We start from the raw sequence: 17580 nt of genomic DNA on the forward strand, positions 1-17580 counted from the left end.
ATAAAAGGGCCGGTTGTCAAAAACAACCGGCCCTTTTATTGTAAAGCACTACGGTTTTTACCAGCCTTTAATGGCACTGCCTTTAAATTCTTTTTCCGCCGCCTGGGCAACTTCTTTCGACTGATAGGCTTTGACGAATTTTTTTACTTTTTCGGTATCCTTATTGTCTTCACGGGTAACAATCAGGTTTACATAAGGTGATTCTTTTTCCTCGATAAAAAGACCATCACGTGGTCCAATTAAACCTATAGGCGTAGCAAAAGTATTGTTGATGATGGCAATGGTTACGTTTTTATCATCCAGCGCACGTGGCAATTGCGGGGCTTCGAGTTCCAGGATTTTAAGCTGTTTTGGGTTTCCAGCAATATCATTTGCGGTTGGCAACAGGCCTACACCATCTTTTAATTTCAGCAGGCCGGCTTTTTGCAGCAGGAGCAGGGACCTTCCCAGGTTGGTTGGGTCATTCGGAATAATAACTGTACTGCCATCTTTCAGCTCCGAAATGCTTTTGATCTTTTTAGAATAACCGGCAAGGGGATAAACAAAGGTATTGCCCACAATGGCAAATTTGTATCCGCGTTGCTTGGCCTGCACATCCAGGTAAGGTTTGTTCTGGAAAACATTGGCATCAATATCGCCCTGGTTTAAAGCCTCATTGGGCATTACATAGTCATTAAATTTAACCAGTTCTACGTCCAGGCCATATTGTTCCTTAGCCACTTTTTGTGCAGCTTCTGCCACTACATATTCAGGGCCCGATTCTACCCCAACCTTAATGGCATTGGGATTGTCATTTTTTTTACCACGGTTCCCGCAACCCAGCAGCAAGGCTGATGCGATCAGTGCAAAGGCGAATTGTATTTTAAAATTTTTGTTCATGCGAATTGGGAATATATAAATGAGTTATTTTCTATGATCTACACGGCGGGCAATAAAATCGCCCAAAAATTGTATAATAAACACCAGGGCAACCAGGGAAAGCAATACGGTGTTCATCACGACTACATCATAACCAACATAGCCATACTGATAGCCGATTTGTCCCAATCCTCCAGCACCCACTGCACCACCCATGGCCGAATAGCCCACCAGGGTAATCAGGGTAATCGAAGCGGTATTGACCAGGGAAGGCAAAGCTTCTGGGAGCAATACTTTACGCACAATTTGCATAGGTGTGGCACCCATAGCCCTTGCGGCCTCAATGAGCCCGTGCGGGACTTCGAGTAAACTGTTTTCTACCATTCTGGCAATAAAGGGTGCTGCTCCTATGCTTAAAGGAACCAGTGCGGCCTCCACGCCGATGGAGGTACCCACCAGCAACCGGGTAAAAGGGATCATCCAGACAATCAGGATAATGAAAGGAATGGAACGGAAAATATTCACCAGAACGGCCAGTACCCGGTTAAAAGTGGGATGTTCCAACACCTGGCCTTTGCGGGTCAGAAAAAGGAGTATTCCACCAGGAAGCCCAAGAACAAAGCCAAAAAAACCTGCGGCAAAAGTCATAAAAACAGTTTCTGCTGCACCTTTAAGCAGCATCACAATCATCTGATCAGACATAACCAAGCACCTCCACACCTATATTTTTACTTTGATAATAGGCAATGGCCTGCTCATGTGCTTCCGGACTTCCGGAAACCTCTATGACCATTGCTCCGAATTTAACCTGCCCGGCATGTTCAATCTGGGCAAAAATAATGTTGTTGTCCAGTTTAAACAGGCGGCTGACCTCAGACAAAACCGGATCATCTACCGATTGCCCGGTAAACTCAAGTTTAACCAGGGGATTTTTGCCGGTTTGGGCTGTTGCAGTTAACCTGTCCTGGTAACTGGCCGGAATATTTACTTTCAGGGAAGAGGCAATAAATTCCCGGGTAATCGCTGTTTTGGGATGGGCGAAAATTTCACTGACACTGCCTTGCTCAATCAGCTTTCCTTCACTGATCACCGCCACCTGGTCACAAATGCTTTTAACGACATCCATTTCGTGGGTAATGAGCAGAATGGTGATGTCCAGGCGCTGGTTAATGTCTTTTAACAAAGCCAGTATAGAACCCGTTGTCGCCGGATCAAGGGCACTGGTGGCCTCATCACAAAGCAATACCTTAGGGTTGCTGGCCAGGGTGCGCGCTATGGCTACCCTTTGTTTCTGCCCCCCGGATAAACTGGCCGGATAGTCAGCAGCTTTATCTTCCAGTCCAACAAGCTGAAGCAGGTCTTTAACCCTTTTGCTGATTTCTGCCGTAGGGGTATTGTCCAGTTGTAAAGGAAAAGCGATGTTCTGAAAAACAGTTTTAGATGAAAGGAGGTTAAAATGCTGGAAAATCATTCCGATTTGTCTTCTTTGAAGGGCCAGTGCCCTGGAAGAAAGATCCATCAGGTTTAACCCGTCTACGATCACTTCACCGGAATCTGGTCTTTCGAGCAGGTTGACGCAACGGATCAGCGTACTTTTTCCAGCTCCTGAGGAGCCGATTACCCCAAATATTTTGCCTTTGGGCACCTGGAGCGAAACCCCCGATAAAGCGGTAATGCGCTTGTTTTTCTGAAGAAATTCTTTAGTTATATTTTTTAATTCGATCATTAATCTGGTGTGGAATAACCAGGGCTTTGTTTCCTGGTCCTATTGGTTTAAACAAATGTAATAAGGAAAGATAAGAATATTATCTGGCCGGACAGCAGCAAACATACAGACAACAGGAAAATGATTTTGCAGGAACAGCCATGCTAAATTTGTTTAAATATTTGGAAAGATCAATAGGGGCAGGAGATACAATTCACTTATCTTTTCCGTTTTAAAGGATAGGATTTAGCACCTTGATGTGTACAGGTTGCTAAGACATCACCGGGCCTTTCCCTAAGTCTTTCTTTATAAGTCAGTTTTTAAATGAACAATTGTGCGGCAAAGATATAAATAATCTTATAAATACTACTGTTTAAGTCGTTTTTATTTAAGAATGACATTTGGTAGACTTTAAAGCCGCTGGAGATACTAAAATGGCAAAGAATGCTTTTTTGACTTAACATGCTGTTTATATTGCATCCATAATTTTGAACACTTGATTTACACAACAACTATATGATGAATATCAAACACCTGATGATTATTGCTTTTTTTATGCTGGCAGCCTTTTCTGTCCGGGGCCAGGAGTATATTGTGGGTTCTTTTAACTTGCGTTATGACAATGCCGGGGACAAAGGCAACAGATGGGAAGTCCGCGGTCCTGTAGCAGCCAATTTACTTCGTTTTCACCAGTTCGATATTTTTGGCACCCAGGAGGGGCTCAAAAATCAATTGGATGACCTGGACAAATGGCTTCCGGAATACACCCATTATGGACTGGGAAGAGACGATGGCAAAGACAAGGGAGAACATTCTGCCATTTTTTACCGTAAAGATAAGTTTAAACTGTTGGAAAAAGGTGATTTCTGGCTGTCTGAAACACCAGACAAACCCGGGCTGGGCTGGGATGCCACCTGCTGTAACCGGATTTGCAGCTGGGTGAAACTACAGGACCTGGCCAGTGGCAAAACATTCTATTATTTTAATGCACATTTTGACCATCAGGGCAAAGTAGCCCGAATCGAAAGCGGAAAACTGATTGTCAGAAAAATCAGGGAAATTGCCGATGGCAGTCCTGCAATTTTTTCGGGGGACTTAAATGGAGGGCAGCAAAGTGACTGGTACCAGACCCTTGCGGCTTCTGGTTTACTCACTGATACCTATAGCCAGGTCAAATATCCTTATGTAAATAATTCTTCTTTTAATGGCTGGGGAAAAGATAATGACGGGTACCAGATCATTGACCATGTTTTTGTAACCGAAGGCTTCATGGCTAGCCGTTGGGGTATTTTGACCGATACTTATCACGGTAAATTTGTTTCGGATCATTTTCCGGTACTGGTCCAGGTGAAACTGCATTAAATTTTTCTTGAAACCAGGTTGAAAAAAAGAAATCAAACCGGAGTTTTTTTACTTTCTAACCGGACCCATTTTAAAGGGAATTTCCAGAATGACTTCTTTTGTTTTTTTGAAAAAAGAAGTGCTTTGAAAAAAAATAAAACGCAATTGTATTGCATTTGTATTCGGATGGATATCTTTGCGGAAAGCTTTAAGCGCAGCTGCAATAAAAAATACAAAATGAAATTCCCTTTTCTCTTTCTGTTTCCCTTGTTTTGCAGCATTCAAATGGTCTGTGCTCAGCAAAATCATAAGGAGAATGAGCTGGACGAGGAACCCTATTTCGTAAGGCACCAGGCGCACGCTGCCGATTCACTGTTTGTTCGTGATGTACAAATTTTAAAACGTTACGGGAAATTTGAGGGGTTGGATACCGCCTTGCTCAAAGCACCTGTGCTGGCCGCTGTGATGGTGCAAGAGGTGAGGGCAGGGAAAAAGGCCTCTTACAGGACCCTGATTGATTATTTTTTGGTTTTCCGGCAAAGCGAAGCTTATGCTGAATTTATAAAAGGACTTTCCCTATATAAGGAACTGGAAAGTAAAAAGGTCGATTCTGCTACATGGGAAAAAGATAAATTGCTTTTTGTGAGAATGGGTTTTACCGAAAGTGACCTGGAGGATTTCAAAGCCTATATTTCCGAGACCGCCCACCAGAACATGACTTACAAAGAAGCCTATACCGCTTACATGAAAGAGATTGAAGCCTTGGACACCGGGAAGAAGGGTAGAGGTAAAGTTAAGGGAAAATGAAATTCCTTTTCCTAAAAGAGGTAGAAAGGGGAGTCTGGTTAAATATTGGTTTTTATGGTAAAAAAAAGCCGTATGGTATCAAATTTGATTGTTTGGAACTTAATGACCATTTACCCCATGACCTATGATCTTATCTAAAGACGTCGAAAGCCAAATCGGGCAGCTCCTCTCCAAAAACAAAAAAATTGAAGCCATAAAATTGGTTATAGACACTACAAAATGTGGGCTGAAAGAAGCCAAAGATTTTATAGATCACTATGCGGCCGGTTGGTCAGCAGACAATGCGCCGGTCAATACCGATCAGGAAATATTAAGTCTTTTGGCGCAGGGCAGAAAACTGGAGGCTGTGAAACTGTATAAAGAGAGTAGTCGCGCCGGACTGGCAGAAAGTAAAGACTATGTCGAGGCCTTATGGGAACAGCATCAAAGCAGCGCTGGATCAGCTGTGTCCAAAAGCCGGGATACACAGATCGATCAGTTGGTCCTTAACCAGCAGGGGACCCGGCCGGTAAAACGCATTTCCAATAAAGTGATCCTGGCCATTATTGCTATTCTGGCCATTTTGCTGCTGGTATACATCATCTCTTCGGCCGGCTAATTTTTTGTTGAACTTATTTTTTTGAAAATTTATAAACGGTTGTTTTAGAATTGTTTAAATAAAATTTGCTCTTCTATTGTTGGGCGAATGTGATTTTCTTTTCACAGAATTGTAACTCTTTTATTCTTTTATTGCGATTTAAACAGAATAGACGCATATTTAGTAAACGAATTAGCCAATATATTATGTTAGGGGAATTAATAGAAAAAGAAGCAATAGATGTTACCGAGATCATACCAGCTGATCAGAACCATACAGAAGAACTAAGAGACAGATTGAATGCGGCCCAGCGATTGGGAAATGAATTTAAATCTAAAGCAGAAATCACTTTTAACACCAAATTCGGACCAAAAACAGTAAGTACAACGGTTTGGTCCGTGACAAAAGAATACCTGCAATTGAAAAGCGGGATCCATATTCCACTGAGCAGCCTGATTGATGTCGATTTTTAGATTAGAGCCCTTTTAGCATAGAATTCACCAAAACACCCATTACCGGAGCAGAAACCAGCTCTGGGTAGAGGTTTTGCGAACGTGTTTTGAGGAAGGCACGCTCTTCAATGCGGTTGTACTTTTCCAGACCTGCACGGATGAGTTGTGCTTTAAACTGTTCATCAGCAACTGCCTTACCATAGTAATCCTGGATCAGGTTGCGGCTCACAACAGAAAGATACATGCGAAAAGACTTTTCGGGATCAATGTGTTTTCTGTTGTCCCAAATTCCAAAAAAAAACTGCTCCAATACTTCTTTGACCAGTTGGTCGGATTTAAGAAGGGCCATCAGATTGCTGGCCAGGCGTGGCTTATATTTATTATACAGCAGGGCACAAGCTTTTGCTTTGTCTTGTTTCAACAGAACCAGGAGTTCTTTTTCTGCATATAAAGCCTCGGGGCTTTGAGCGTACATGGATTTAACGATTATTTTGGGATGATCGGTTAATAAATACAGTTACAATATTACATAATATTTCAGAAAATTAACAAAATAGTAAACATTTATTGTTCCATTGTGGACATATTTCTGTCTCCTAGGTTGATTTCAAAGGAATTTTAGGCTTTTAAGTGGCTTTAGGCAACTAATTAGTGTGTTTTTTTTAAAAAATATAACTTATGTATCAATTGAGATACTTTGGGAATGTACCGGTCAATATGTTGGTCAATAGGTGCTTAGCTAAAATGTCGCCTTGCTGGTTTTAGCTTTTGATTTCTGCCATATAAGGGATATTTATACCCATAAAGCAATATTAATCAAAAAGAAAGTCTCCTGGTTTTAATGTTTATTTAGATTTATTCCAATTAGCCGCTCTTTTTCTATCTTTGCCCAAATTTATAAGATAGATGAAAAGAATTTTACCCCTGTTTTTCTTTTTGGCAACTGCATTTTTAAAGTTGAATGCCCAAAATATTAAAATACAAGGTTTTGTTGCAGATCAAAACTCAAAGTTACCTTACGTAACCATTTCAGTTAAAGAATCGCAGAAAACCGTTAGTGATGCCAACGGTCATTATAGTTTATTTGTGCCTAAAGGGAGTCCGGTTAACCTTAAAGCTTATGCGGTAGGGTATAAGGTGCAAAATATTACACTCAACGGCCTGGACCGGGATACGCTGCTGAACTTGATTTTGCAACCTGAAGCCAATACTCTGGATAATGTAGTGATATCCGCAACCCGTCGTCCGGAAGATATCCGGAACATTGCCGCCTCGGTAACCATAGTTCCCCGGAAAAAACTCGAAATGGAAATGGCTATTAATCCCGATCTGAGCACCATTCTGGCCAATCAGGTTCCTGGTTTTGCCCCTTCAGCCCAAACAGGCAATAACGTTGGACAGAACCTTCGGGGACGGCCAATGCTGGTGATGATTGATGGGGTAAGTCAATCTTCTCCGCTTCGTAATGCAGAAGTTGACCTGCGTTCTGTAGACCCATCTGTATTGCAGCAAATAGAGGTCGTTAAAGGCGCTACAGCAATTTACGGAAACGGAGCTGCTGGTGGTCTGGTCAATTATGTGACGCTGGTACCTGATACCGCTGCCCGTTTTGCTGGTAAAACCCAGGTGAGTTTAAATGGATCACTGGTCAAACCTAAAAATTCAGTCGGTGGTCGCATCAGCCAGATGTTTTATGGAAAAGTTGGAAAATTCGATTATGTCGCAAGCGGAACTTACGAACAGACCGGTGAATACAAGGATGCCAAAGGAGATGTGGTCGGGCCTAATTACAGTCTTGGGGAAACAGATACTTACAACGCTTTTGCCAAAATCGGTTACCAGCCTGCAAAGAACCAGCGTATACAACTGATGTATAACTTATTCAGTAGTTTACAGAACAGCAATTTTACCCTGGTGAATGGCAACCTGAGTACTGGGCAAAAAGCAACAGGTGTTTTGGGCAAGCCGCTGGGCAAACCTACAGGGGTCGATTATAACCACAACCTCCACCTTTCCTATAAAATTGACAGCATTTTTCTGAATACCAGTTTAACTGCCGATGCTTATTATGAAAAGCGTCAGGATGTCTTTTATGTATCTTTAGGCCGTTTTGATGGCGGAGATGGTCAATCACTGGCCAATAATGATAAAAAAGGCGCACGTTTGTTCCTGCAGACCCCGCTGCTTGAAAATGAGTTTGTAAAAGCCAACCTGTCTTATGGACTGGATTTTTTAAGGGATAAAACTTCACAGCCCCTGGTGGATGGCCGGGTATGGGTACCGGAAATGGACATGAGCAATCTGGCCCCTTTTGCCCAGGCAGATGTCCGGATCCTGAAAGACCTGATTTTTAAAACGGGCCTGCGCTATGAGCGGGTAAACATTAAAGTGGCAGATTACCGGACCTTGCGCATTTCTGGTGCGGGAGGGACGACCATTACGCCTTCTTTTGATGTAAAGGGTGGTAACCTTAAATACGGTACTTACCTGTTTAATGCGGGTTTAAAATATAATAAACTGGCCTTGTTTAGCCCTTTTGTGAGTTTTTCTCAAGGATTTTCTGTGATGGACATTGGCCTTGCCCTGCGTGATGCCAAAGTAAACAGCATCGATAAAATCAATACCGATGCTGTTTTGGTGAACAACTATGAAGCTGGGTTTGAAACCCGTTACCAGGACCTGACTTTTACCGCCTCGGCTTATACGAGCACTTCCAAACTTGGAATAGAAGTCGTTTATGATCCGGCTACAGATTTGTTCAACACGGCCAGAAGTCCGGAAAAAATTTATGGTTTTGAACTGACGGCCGCCTATAACCTTATGCCTTCTCTGCAACTGGGTGCCAGTTATAGTTATACCGAGGGTAAAAGGGACATCAACAACAATGGTAAATACAATGATCCGGAAGATATGTACCTCAATGGAAGAAGGATTGCCGCACCAAAAGTGACCGGTACGGTAACCTATAGCCCCTTGAAAGTACTGGACCTGACCCTGAATTATACAGGAATTGGCTCCCGTAATCGTTTCCAGAAAAATGCAAATGGCATTTACAATGGGAATGAAGGCGCAGTTAAGGCGTATAACTTATTTAGTTTTGCCGGCAGTTACCAGATTCAGAAAGGAACCCGCATCACCCTGGGGGTAGATAACATTTTTAACGAAGATTATTTTCCGGCAAGGGCACAATGGTTTATGCAGCCAGGCTTTTATTCCAAAGGCCGGGGAACATCTGTAAATCTGGGCATATCTTTAAGTTACTAGATCGTTGTGTAAAAACGCATAAAAAAAGGGCCTTATGGCCCTTTTTTTATAGATAAGCATTTGATTTAATGATCTTGCTGTCAATTTATTTAACGCAAACTTAATCATAGGGCTATAACAGTTTGATAGATTAGGGACTTAATCCCTTTAAAATGCGCTCTGTAACCCTTGTTCCCGGAAATTTTAGACTTTACATCACTTTTGTCTTCTGTGTGCTTTTTGGCTGCAGAAAAGACGATTATAAACCGGATTTTCCTTCAGGAAGCAATGAATTTATCAATTCCTGGGTGCTGGACAGTATGAAAGTTTATTATTACTGGAACAGCAGTTTGCCCTCCAGGCCTAACTTTAATCAGCTGCCAATCTATTTCTTTAATGGGATTAAAAATCCGTCTGATCGTTTTTCCCGCCTGATCAACCCGGCGGTTCCGGAAAGTTATTATCCTTCGCTGTTGCACAATTTTGGCTTTGACCTGGCGGTATATCAATCAGGGACGGAGATCCGTACAGTGATTACCCTGGTTGTTCCCGGCACCCAGGCACAAAAAGAAGGCCTGAAAAGGGGCGACATCATTAAGCAGATGAACGGACAGCAGCCTGGCGCGCAGAATGCCGCCGCTTTGATTGAAAGCAGCATCAAGGCACGTAAAATTGTTCTGGACCTGGAAGGAAAGGGCAACCTGAACCTGGGGGCTGCCCTGATTTCCGAAAACCCTGTATACAATTACCGGATGCTGGATGTTCCCGGAAAAAAAATAGCTTATCTGTTCCTGAATTCTTTTGAAGGCAGGTCCAAGTATGACCTCCAAAAGGCCTTTGCTTATTTTAACCAGGAGCAGGCTACTGAACTGATTGCAGACCTGCGTTATAACCCGGGCGGAGATATCGGAATGGCTGCGGTTTTAGGTGCTGCTGTTGCTGCGGTCGCCCCCAGCGATGTTTTTGTAGAGTACAGGGGCAATGCCAATGCTGGTAACAGAAAGAGCAGCTTTCAAAGTACAATTGCAGCGGTGGCTGCTGGTTATACCTTTAGTTTTTCTGAAGTACAGTCCTGGCGACTTCCTTTAAAAAGGGTATTTATCCTGACAGGAAACCATACCGCCTCTGCGGCCGAATTTCTGATAAAAGGGCTAAGGCCCTGGATAGAGGTCGTACAGGTTGGCAGCCAGACACTGGGTAAAGACATGGCCTCTTTTGTAATCCGTGAAAAAGACAATCCTGCAAAGGTGGGCAACTGGTCTATCGAGCCTATGATTTTTAAGCTGTACAACAGCCAGGGCAGCGGAGACTATCCTTCGGGCCTGGTGCCCGATGTGTCGGCAGATGAATTTGCCTTGCCATTACTGGAGCCTGGAAATGTAAATGATCCTCTTATTGCTGCGGCGTTAAACAGAATGGGCGGCATTTCTTCTTCCAGGATCAGTTCCATCGGAGCGGTGCAGCGCTCATCCGGGCCTTCTAAATTGCTCTTCCCCGACAGAAACTACCTGGACCAGAGTACATCCTCCAGCGGGGTCCGGGTTAAGTTAACACAGAGATAATCCTGCGGTAACTTAAATACACAACCGGCCAAATAGTTTTGTATAAATCACCTTATGACGATCTCCAATGGAAAAACTTGGGCAAGAAATAGTTGAACGATTTATTAATGGCGATGAAAGCTCCTTTTCCAGAATTTTTGATGTGTTCAGCACCAGGATCTGGACCTATTTCTATAAAAATACCCGCTCCCGTGAAGTGACAGAAGAACTGGTCAACGATGCTTTTATGCGTTTATGGGAATATCGGGCAAATATAGATCCCCGGCAGGGCATACGTAATTATCTCTATAGTATTGCCAAAAATCTATTGTATAGCTGGCTTCGTCAGGCTTCCCGCGATGTAAAAAAGAAGGCAGAACTGGAACAGGCCTGCCGCTCTGAGCTGGAAACAGCCGACCGTTCAGCAGCATTAAATGCCTCCATTGACCTGAAAAATTTGCTTCAGAAAACAGAAGAGCTGCTTCCTGAAAAACGCAGAAAGGTTTTTGCCATGTCCAAATTGCTGGGCCTGTCTTATGCCGAAATCGCTGTCCGGTTATCCATCAGCAAAGAGACCGTTAAAGACCACCTCTCCAAGGCCTCTCAAAGTTTGTCTTCCCTGAACGAATCCGGAGATTATATTTAGATTTTTATTTTACTGATAATGAATGTCTTATTTGTTTTTTTAAAAAAAACTGAACAATAGGACCCCCCGTTTTCCTGCCAGCTGCTGTATATGTTCCTGTACCCGCAATTTAAGGGTGGAACTAAATGAATCAGGAAAGAAAAAAGGAGTTACTCGGAAAATTCGCAGACCGGAGCCTGAGCCCGGCAGAGCAGGAAGAATTCTGGGAAATGATGCAGCTGGAACAGCAGGATGATCTGGATCTGGAATTCGGATTTTCAGAATTGGAGGTTGACCCCCAGGAGCAGCAGGATTCTATCGCTGCAGTAAAAAACCGGTTGACCGGACAGATCGGCAAAAAGAAAAGATCCTATAAATTTTTATATAAAGGCATTGCAGCCATTGCGGCTGTATTGCTCCTGATCACAGGATTTAAGGTGTATCAGGATTATAAATATGTTAAAAATACAAATACCTTCATTACCGTAAGGGTTCCGGTAGGTAAAATGCAACGGGTATTCCTATCGGACAGTTCTGTGGTGACTGTTTCTTCGGGTTCTGTGTTTAAATACCCCAAAGCTTTTGCTAAAAACAGCAGAGTAGTTTACCTGAGTTCTGGTAAAGCTTTTTTTGAGGTGGCAAAGGACCGCTCCAGGCCATTTAGTGTCCGCTCGGGAGAATTGTCTACCACTGCGTTGGGAACCTCCTTTACCGTGCAGTATAATGCGGCTTATGGCTGGGAGAAGGTAAACTTATATACCGGAAAGGTTGTCATCAGCAGAAGGGTTAATGGTGGTCAGGCCAAACCAGTGTACCTGACCCCTGGTAAGGCTTATGAATACATCGCAGGTCAGGGAAATGTATTTGGCTTTGATCCATCGCACCAGCAGCCTTTAACAGAACGTAATGCCCTTCATTTTGCGCATACCCCTTTCAGTGAGGCCATTTACCAGATTTCCAGTTATTACAATATCCATATTCACTTCAATCCTGTACAAACCCGTCATTATACGGTCAATGGTGATTTTGCCGGTCAGAGTGCAGAGGAAACTTTACAGTCACTGGTTTTTATTCACCAGCTTAAATTCACCAGATCCGACAGCTTAAACTATAGCATTATGAAAAAATAGATACTAAAAATCAAATGAGGTACAAAAAGAAAGTGCCGTTCGGTAAAACGGCACTTTACAATGTGGGTCCTAGCCACTACTAAAAATCAAATTTAATACAAATCAGTAAAAAATTTCCTGCAAAAATATGCATTGTAACTTTCATATCCTAACGGATAAATTGATAAAAATTAATTGTAATACTCAGAAAATCATTCTTTTATTCTTCTTTATATTGTTTGCCAAATCTTTGGCTGCCCAGAGTTACCGGGACATTAAAACCCCTGTCAGTATCCGATTTAACGAAGTCAATGCTTCGGTCTTGTTCAAAGAACTGGACAAACAAACGGGATATAAATTCAATTTCGATGATGTGTTGCAGGGGGTCATTTTAAAAAACATCAGCTATAACAGGGCACCTCTTGGTAAAATTCTCAGCGACATTACCCATGCAGGATTAAGTTTTTCTTTAGTTAACCGGTCCATTTCGGTCAATTATGTCAAGCCCGATCCGGTCCGTCGGGTACAGCCCGGAAAAATTGGCGGAAAGATCGTGGATGAAAAGGGAGAGGGCATGCCTGGTGCCAGTATTAAAATACTGGAACAAAACCAGGGCATACAGAGCAGTGTAGACGGGTCCTACGTTTTAAATGCAGTACCGGGTACTTACACCCTTGAAATTAGCTATATCAGTTATCAGACAAAAAGGATCACTGGTGTAGGCGTTAAAGAAGGGCAGCTGACTTCTTTAAATGTCGAAATGCGCCCTGCAGCCGGGGCATTAAAAGAGGTTGTGGTTACAGGAAATTATAAAAAAGAGTCTGTTGCCGGCTTGTATGCACAGCAGAAAAATAGCGCTTCTGTTACGGACGGGATCTCGGCAGAACAAATTGCCAAAACACCTGATAACAATGTGGCTTCTGTATTAAAAAGAGTCAATGGAATTACAATGCTTGATAATAAGTATGTGGTGGTGAGGGGTTTGACCGAGCGCTACAATCAGGCCATGATTGATGGACTTACTGTGCCCAATACAGACATGAACCGCAGAAATTTTTCATTTGATCTGATTCCTACCGAACTGGTGAGCAGTGTGGTGGTCAATAAAACTGCAACACCGGATGTACCCTCGGAATTTGTGGGTGGACAGGTCATTGTAAATACACTGGCCATTCCCGAGCAGAACTTTATGACCCTGAACGTAGGGGCTGCCTACAACAGCCAGAGTACGGGTAAGGATTTTCTTTCGGCAGGGGGCAGGGGAAACAAAGACTTTTTCGGATTTGACGACGGAAGAAGAAAAATGCCCGATAACCTGGTGTCCTGGACACCTACCCAGGGACAGGATGACCCACGGGTAGAGGGCACTACAGTTGGTGGTTACAAAACAGGTTATGCCGGGGCGATAGAACAGAGTAAACGTTTCAACAGTGAATCTTTTCGTTTGTACAATTACAAAGCGAGCCCAAATCAAAACTATCGTTTTACCATTGGAAGGGTATACGACCTGAAGGGGCAACAAGGACTTAGAATTGGCTTTACAGGGGGGCTAACCTACAGAAATACCCAGCAGATCAATACTTTTGAAACGGTAAGGGACTGGGAAGTGCTGCACGATTACATCGATAAGCCCGATACTGCCGGAAAAGGAAAAGCCTATGTGTTTAACAGCAATTTTGGTGTGGTTTTAAATGGAGGGATTCAGGGAGAGCGTTTTAAGGTAAACCTCAGAAATTTATATACCCAGACTTTTAATGAAGATTTTTATCAGACCACTGTGTTTAACCGGGACCTTGGCTTAAAGGCCCAGAACAATTTTGTAGACCCGATGTACAGCCGTATACAACAGCATAAAATAGATGGAGAAAACAGCATCGGGAAAAAGGGAATGAAACTCAACTGGAGCGGCGCCTTTACCAGAATGAACCAGGACCACCGGGATACCCGGAAATTTAATTATGCTGCGCTAAGCAATACTTTCGGAACTTTTTATCAGCGCCCGAATGTGGTTACAGCTGCAGATGTACCTGGAAATTACATGTGGGATTACCGCTTATGGACGGCCATTAAAGAAAGGGACTACAACTGGTCTGTGAGCTTAAGCCAGCCTTTTAATTTTTTGCAGGATAAAAGTTTGGTTAAAGTGGGCTATACGGGTTGGTATAAGAAAAGAAGTCAGGACATTACCATGGCCCAGGTCTTTGCGCAAAGAAACCCGAACCATAATTTCACGGATCCCTACGAAACATTGCTTACACCCGACCGCGTGGGTTATGGTTTAAATAAAGCATATTACTTTCTTGACAATACCAATGGCGGACTTTTTAATGCCGATTCCAAATACCACGCAGCTTACCTGATGCTCGATCAGCGCTTTTTTCAAAAGCTGAGGGTGGTGTATGGTCTGCGTGCTGAAAACTTTAATTTAAAGAACAGGCAGGAAGATGAAATCAGAAGAAGGATGATTGAACAGATGAAAAGGCCCGGACAAACTTTTATCAGTGATGTGCCAATCCTTACCGGAGAAAAAAACTGGAACTTTTTGCCTTCGGTGAACCTGACCTATAGCTTCAATTCAAAAATGAACCTTCGGGCGGCTTATACCAAAACAATGATCAGGCCCGACTTCAGGGAGACCTCTACTTTTACTTTTCCTGACCCCCTTCTGGAAGCTGGTATAAAGGGGGGTAACTTAAGCAGTACCAAAATACAAAACGTCGACCTCAGGTATGAATTTTACCCAAATCCGGATGAGATTTTCTCTGTATCAGGGTTTTATAAATACATTGATCGCCCGGTTGAGCTGATCAATGAAAATCCGGGGACCAATACCGTAATCCTGGAGTATAAAAACCAGCATTCTGCAAAAAACATGGGACTTGAAATAGAGTGGCGTAAATCACTGGGTTTCATTAACCCCGCTTTACAAAACTTTAATCTTTTTGGAAATGCAGCATGGATCTGGTCAGAGGTCAAGACTCTTATAAAAATCAGCAACCCCAATTATGATCCTAAGAACCCTGGAAAGGAACCGAAGGAAATAACGGCCATTCAGCCCCTGAAAAGACCATTGATCGGTCAGTCGCCCTATATTATTAATGCCGGGTTGAGCTATCAGTCGAGGTTTGCAGGGGCAACTTTGTCTTTTAACCGGTCGGGATACCGCTCTTACCTGATTGCGGTAAACCCTGCCAATACTGAATTTCAAAGCCCAAGGAGTTTGATGGACCTTCAGTTGAGTGCAAGGGTTTTAAAACAAAAAGGTGAAATTAAATTCAACGTCAGCAACTTACTCAATACGCAGGATGTGTATTACAACAACGCGAATTCCTGGAAATCAGAAGCCCAGTCTTATGAAAGAATTAAAGGGACGGACAAATATGAACCTGAATTTGGTGATAACATCCGTTACCGGATGAAGTATGGAAGAACTTACAATCTATCTTTTACCTATAATTTTTAAATCTTTAAAATGAATTAACATGCTCACGAAAATTAAAAACCTTTTCCATTTAACCCAGGTCCGGCGATAGCATTGTTTGCTTTCGGATTGCAGCATCCGTACTATTTATTTTTCATTAAACGGGGCAGGGCCAGGCTTTAAAAGCCGGGGCCAGGGGAATGTTTTTGTTATGTATTTTTTATTTAACTAATCTTTATAAGTAACTGTTTATTAACTAAATAAAAATATAAAATAATATTAAATTAACATAAGGTCCTGTAAATTAGCAATACTAAAAATCACATCAATAAAATGGTAAAACAATTAACAAAAGCAAGTCTGATGGCTATAGTAGCCGCAGCAGCCATTACAGTATCTAGCTGTAAAAAAGATCAGAACGACGGAAGCGGTAACTTCAATCGTTCTTTATCAGCTGGTTTTTCCAACCCGACTCAAAACATTCCTGTGGATGCCGATGGTGTGATCCAGGATACTTTTGATGGAAATCCATCTGATAACATTATTAACTTAACCAGCGACAAAGTTTGGTTACTGGATGGGGTTAGTTTTGTGCAAAGCGGTAAAACGTTGAAAATTGCTGCAGGTACAGTAATTTCTTCAGGAGCGTTCAAATCTTACACTGCAACTGAAGACGGTGTAACGGTAACAAAAGACATCCGTGGTGTACTTGTTATTGTGAAAGGGGCTAAAATTGATGCTGTTGGAACGGAATCTGCTCCAATTGTATTTACTTCAGACAAAGCGCCAGGAAGTCGTGTAGCTGGTGATTTTGGAGGGGTAATCTTATTGGGTAAAGCACCAATCAACCAACCTTACACTACTGTAATTGAAGGTTTACCAAAACCATCAGCTGCGGTTGACATTACCTATGGTGGAACAGAAAGTACTGACAATTCTGGAACACTTCAGTATGTACGTATAGAGTATGCTGGTTTTCAATTGTTCAAAGACAATGAAATCAATGGTTTAACCCTTGGTGGCGTTGGTAACGGAACAACTTTAGAGCATATTCAGGTTACTTATTCTGCTGATGACAGTTTTGAGTTCTTTGGTGGTACTGTAAATGCAAAATGGCTGGTTGCAGCAGGTGGTGATGATGACGATTTCGATTTCGATTTCGGTTATTCAGGAACCATTCAGTATGCGGTTGGTGTAAAAGCAGTGAATTCTACACACAGTACTTCTGGTGGTGCATCTGATGCAAACGGAATTGAATCAGATAACAATAAAGCCGGTGATGGTGCAATCCCAAGAACAAATCCTGTATTGAAAAACTTAACAATTTTGGGTACTAACGTAAACAACACTGCTTTAAGAGCAGGTAACCGTTGGAGAAGAAATTCTGGTTTGGATATCCAGAATTCAATTGTTGCAGGATTTCCTTCAGGAGTAGCCTATGAAGGCGGTGCTTCAGGTACTTTCAGCAATAACCTGGTTCATGCTTTTACAACAACTGGTTCAGTAACACCTAACAGTACAGCTGCAAATGCCAATGGTTATCTGCGTCTTGGAACTGGTACAGCTGCTTCTTTTTATACCAGTGATGCAATTGGCCTAAATGTTAACTTGTTGATCCCTGTTACCACTTCTCCTGCAAATGGTATCGGTGGTACCTATGCAGGTGCGATTGCACCAGGAACTGCAACAGGTACAACCTGGTTGAAAAACTGGACTGAATTTGCTACTCAAAATAAAGTTTATTAATCGTCTCAATTCTAAATAATACGCTCCGGAGTAACTCCCTATTGGGAGTTACTCTTCTTCATAAAAAAACATTAAGCTAATGATTCAAAAATATACCAGACTAAACTTTCTATTGTTCTTGTTGCTTCTATTTGTTGTTGCCTGTAAAAAGGACC

The 17580-nt window shown here is 42.5% G+C and carries 14 protein-coding genes and 1 riboswitch; of the genes, 10 read left to right on the forward strand and 4 right to left on the reverse strand.

Annotated elements, in window-relative coordinates:
* Positions 1 to 57 precede the first annotated feature (57 nt).
* The 3 genes from metQ to metN are packed head-to-tail and all read right to left on the reverse strand — an operon-like array spanning position 58 to position 2584.
* Positions 58 to 879: a methionine ABC transporter substrate-binding lipoprotein MetQ gene (metQ, locus tag B0O44_RS11185; RefSeq protein ID WP_110830287.1), complete on the reverse strand. Its 822-nt coding sequence runs from the start codon at positions 877 to 879 to the stop codon at positions 58 to 60.
* A gap of 24 nt (positions 880 to 903) precedes the next feature.
* Complete coding sequence (gene metI, locus B0O44_RS11190) at positions 904 to 1560, reverse strand: methionine ABC transporter permease MetI (RefSeq protein WP_110830289.1); 657 nt, start codon at positions 1558 to 1560, stop codon at positions 904 to 906.
* Positions 1553 to 2584, reverse strand: a complete 1032-nt coding sequence (gene metN, locus B0O44_RS11195; RefSeq protein ID WP_110830291.1) for a methionine ABC transporter ATP-binding protein MetN — start codon at positions 2582 to 2584, stop codon at positions 1553 to 1555. Before metN ends, metI begins: the two co-directional genes overlap by 8 nt.
* A gap of 194 nt (positions 2585 to 2778) precedes the next feature.
* Positions 2779 to 2878: riboswitch (SAM riboswitch) on the reverse strand.
* 201 nt (positions 2879 to 3079) lie between these two features.
* Between metN and B0O44_RS11200 the strand changes: the two genes are divergently transcribed.
* The 4 genes from B0O44_RS11200 (at position 3080) to B0O44_RS11220 (ending at position 5761) form a co-directional block, all read left to right on the forward strand.
* A complete protein-coding gene (locus B0O44_RS11200; RefSeq protein ID WP_317047144.1) occupies positions 3080 to 3925 on the forward strand; it encodes an endonuclease/exonuclease/phosphatase family protein in 846 nt (281 codons plus the stop codon).
* Between the two features lie 216 nt (positions 3926 to 4141).
* On the forward strand, positions 4142 to 4711 hold the full coding sequence (locus tag B0O44_RS11210; RefSeq protein ID WP_146229812.1) for a hypothetical protein: 570 nt from the start codon (positions 4142 to 4144) through the stop codon (positions 4709 to 4711).
* 124 nt (positions 4712 to 4835) lie between these two features.
* The gene (locus tag B0O44_RS11215; protein WP_110830298.1) at positions 4836 to 5309 is read left to right on the forward strand and encodes a hypothetical protein; all 474 of its coding nucleotides are present in this window, start codon (positions 4836 to 4838) and stop codon (positions 5307 to 5309) included.
* A gap of 185 nt (positions 5310 to 5494) precedes the next feature.
* Complete coding sequence (locus tag B0O44_RS11220) at positions 5495 to 5761, forward strand: hypothetical protein (protein WP_211321363.1); 267 nt, start codon at positions 5495 to 5497, stop codon at positions 5759 to 5761.
* A 1-nt stretch (position 5762) separates the two neighbouring features.
* On the opposite strand, the gene B0O44_RS11225 is transcribed toward B0O44_RS11220, so the two are convergent.
* Positions 5763 to 6215, reverse strand: coding sequence for an RNA polymerase sigma factor (locus B0O44_RS11225; protein ID WP_110830301.1), 453 nt, complete (start codon positions 6213 to 6215; stop codon positions 5763 to 5765).
* Positions 6216 to 6646: 431 nt separating this feature from the next.
* On the opposite strand from B0O44_RS11225, the gene B0O44_RS11230 reads away from it, so the two are divergent.
* The 6 genes from B0O44_RS11230 (at position 6647) to B0O44_RS11255 (ending at position 17425) form a co-directional block, all read left to right on the forward strand.
* Positions 6647 to 9004 (forward strand): TonB-dependent receptor, encoded by a 2358-nt coding sequence (locus tag B0O44_RS11230; RefSeq protein ID WP_110830303.1) that lies wholly within the window; start codon positions 6647 to 6649, stop codon positions 9002 to 9004.
* A 152-nt stretch (positions 9005 to 9156) separates the two neighbouring features.
* Positions 9157 to 10545: a S41 family peptidase gene (locus B0O44_RS11235; RefSeq protein ID WP_110830306.1), complete on the forward strand. Its 1389-nt coding sequence runs from the start codon at positions 9157 to 9159 to the stop codon at positions 10543 to 10545.
* 67 nt (positions 10546 to 10612) lie between these two features.
* Entirely contained in the window at positions 10613 to 11170 is a 558-nt protein-coding gene (locus B0O44_RS11240; RefSeq protein ID WP_110830309.1) for an RNA polymerase sigma factor, read from the forward strand.
* Positions 11171 to 11295: 125 nt separating this feature from the next.
* On the forward strand, positions 11296 to 12279 hold the full coding sequence (locus B0O44_RS11245) for a FecR family protein (protein ID WP_110830312.1): 984 nt from the start codon (positions 11296 to 11298) through the stop codon (positions 12277 to 12279).
* A 214-nt stretch (positions 12280 to 12493) separates the two neighbouring features.
* A complete protein-coding gene (locus B0O44_RS11250) occupies positions 12494 to 15721 on the forward strand; it encodes a TonB-dependent receptor (protein WP_170123317.1) in 3228 nt (1075 codons plus the stop codon).
* A 291-nt stretch (positions 15722 to 16012) separates the two neighbouring features.
* Positions 16013 to 17425, forward strand: coding sequence for a hypothetical protein (locus tag B0O44_RS11255; protein ID WP_110830317.1), 1413 nt, complete (start codon positions 16013 to 16015; stop codon positions 17423 to 17425).
* The last annotated feature ends 155 nt before the right edge of the window (positions 17426 to 17580 follow it).

Origin of the sequence: Pedobacter nutrimenti (genome assembly GCF_003208655.1) — a bacterium.
GTDB lineage: Bacteria > Bacteroidota > Bacteroidia > Sphingobacteriales > Sphingobacteriaceae > Pedobacter > Pedobacter nutrimenti.

What these genes read in the sequence shown, in the direction of transcription:
- metQ (WP_110830287.1), bottom strand. Translation starts at nt 879, where the DNA reads ATGAACAAAAATTTTAAAATACAATTCGCCTTTGCACTGATCGCATCA.
- metI (WP_110830289.1), bottom strand. Translation starts at nt 1,560, where the DNA reads ATGTCTGATCAGATGATTGTGATGCTGCTTAAAGGTGCAGCAGAAACT.
- metN (WP_110830291.1), bottom strand. Translation starts at nt 2,584, where the DNA reads ATGATCGAATTAAAAAATATAACTAAAGAATTTCTTCAGAAAAACAAG.
- B0O44_RS11200 (WP_317047144.1), top strand. Translation starts at nt 3,080, where the DNA reads ATGATGAATATCAAACACCTGATGATTATTGCTTTTTTTATGCTGGCA.
- B0O44_RS11210 (WP_146229812.1), top strand. Translation starts at nt 4,142, where the DNA reads ATGAAATTCCCTTTTCTCTTTCTGTTTCCCTTGTTTTGCAGCATTCAA.
- B0O44_RS11215 (WP_110830298.1), top strand. Translation starts at nt 4,836, where the DNA reads ATGATCTTATCTAAAGACGTCGAAAGCCAAATCGGGCAGCTCCTCTCC.
- B0O44_RS11220 (WP_211321363.1), top strand. Translation starts at nt 5,495, where the DNA reads ATGTTAGGGGAATTAATAGAAAAAGAAGCAATAGATGTTACCGAGATC.
- B0O44_RS11225 (WP_110830301.1), bottom strand. Translation starts at nt 6,215, where the DNA reads ATGTACGCTCAAAGCCCCGAGGCTTTATATGCAGAAAAAGAACTCCTG.
- B0O44_RS11230 (WP_110830303.1), top strand. Translation starts at nt 6,647, where the DNA reads ATGAAAAGAATTTTACCCCTGTTTTTCTTTTTGGCAACTGCATTTTTA.
- B0O44_RS11235 (WP_110830306.1), top strand. Translation starts at nt 9,157, where the DNA reads ATGCGCTCTGTAACCCTTGTTCCCGGAAATTTTAGACTTTACATCACT.
- B0O44_RS11240 (WP_110830309.1), top strand. Translation starts at nt 10,613, where the DNA reads ATGGAAAAACTTGGGCAAGAAATAGTTGAACGATTTATTAATGGCGAT.
- B0O44_RS11245 (WP_110830312.1), top strand. Translation starts at nt 11,296, where the DNA reads ATGAATCAGGAAAGAAAAAAGGAGTTACTCGGAAAATTCGCAGACCGG.
- B0O44_RS11255 (WP_110830317.1), top strand. Translation starts at nt 16,013, where the DNA reads ATGGTAAAACAATTAACAAAAGCAAGTCTGATGGCTATAGTAGCCGCA.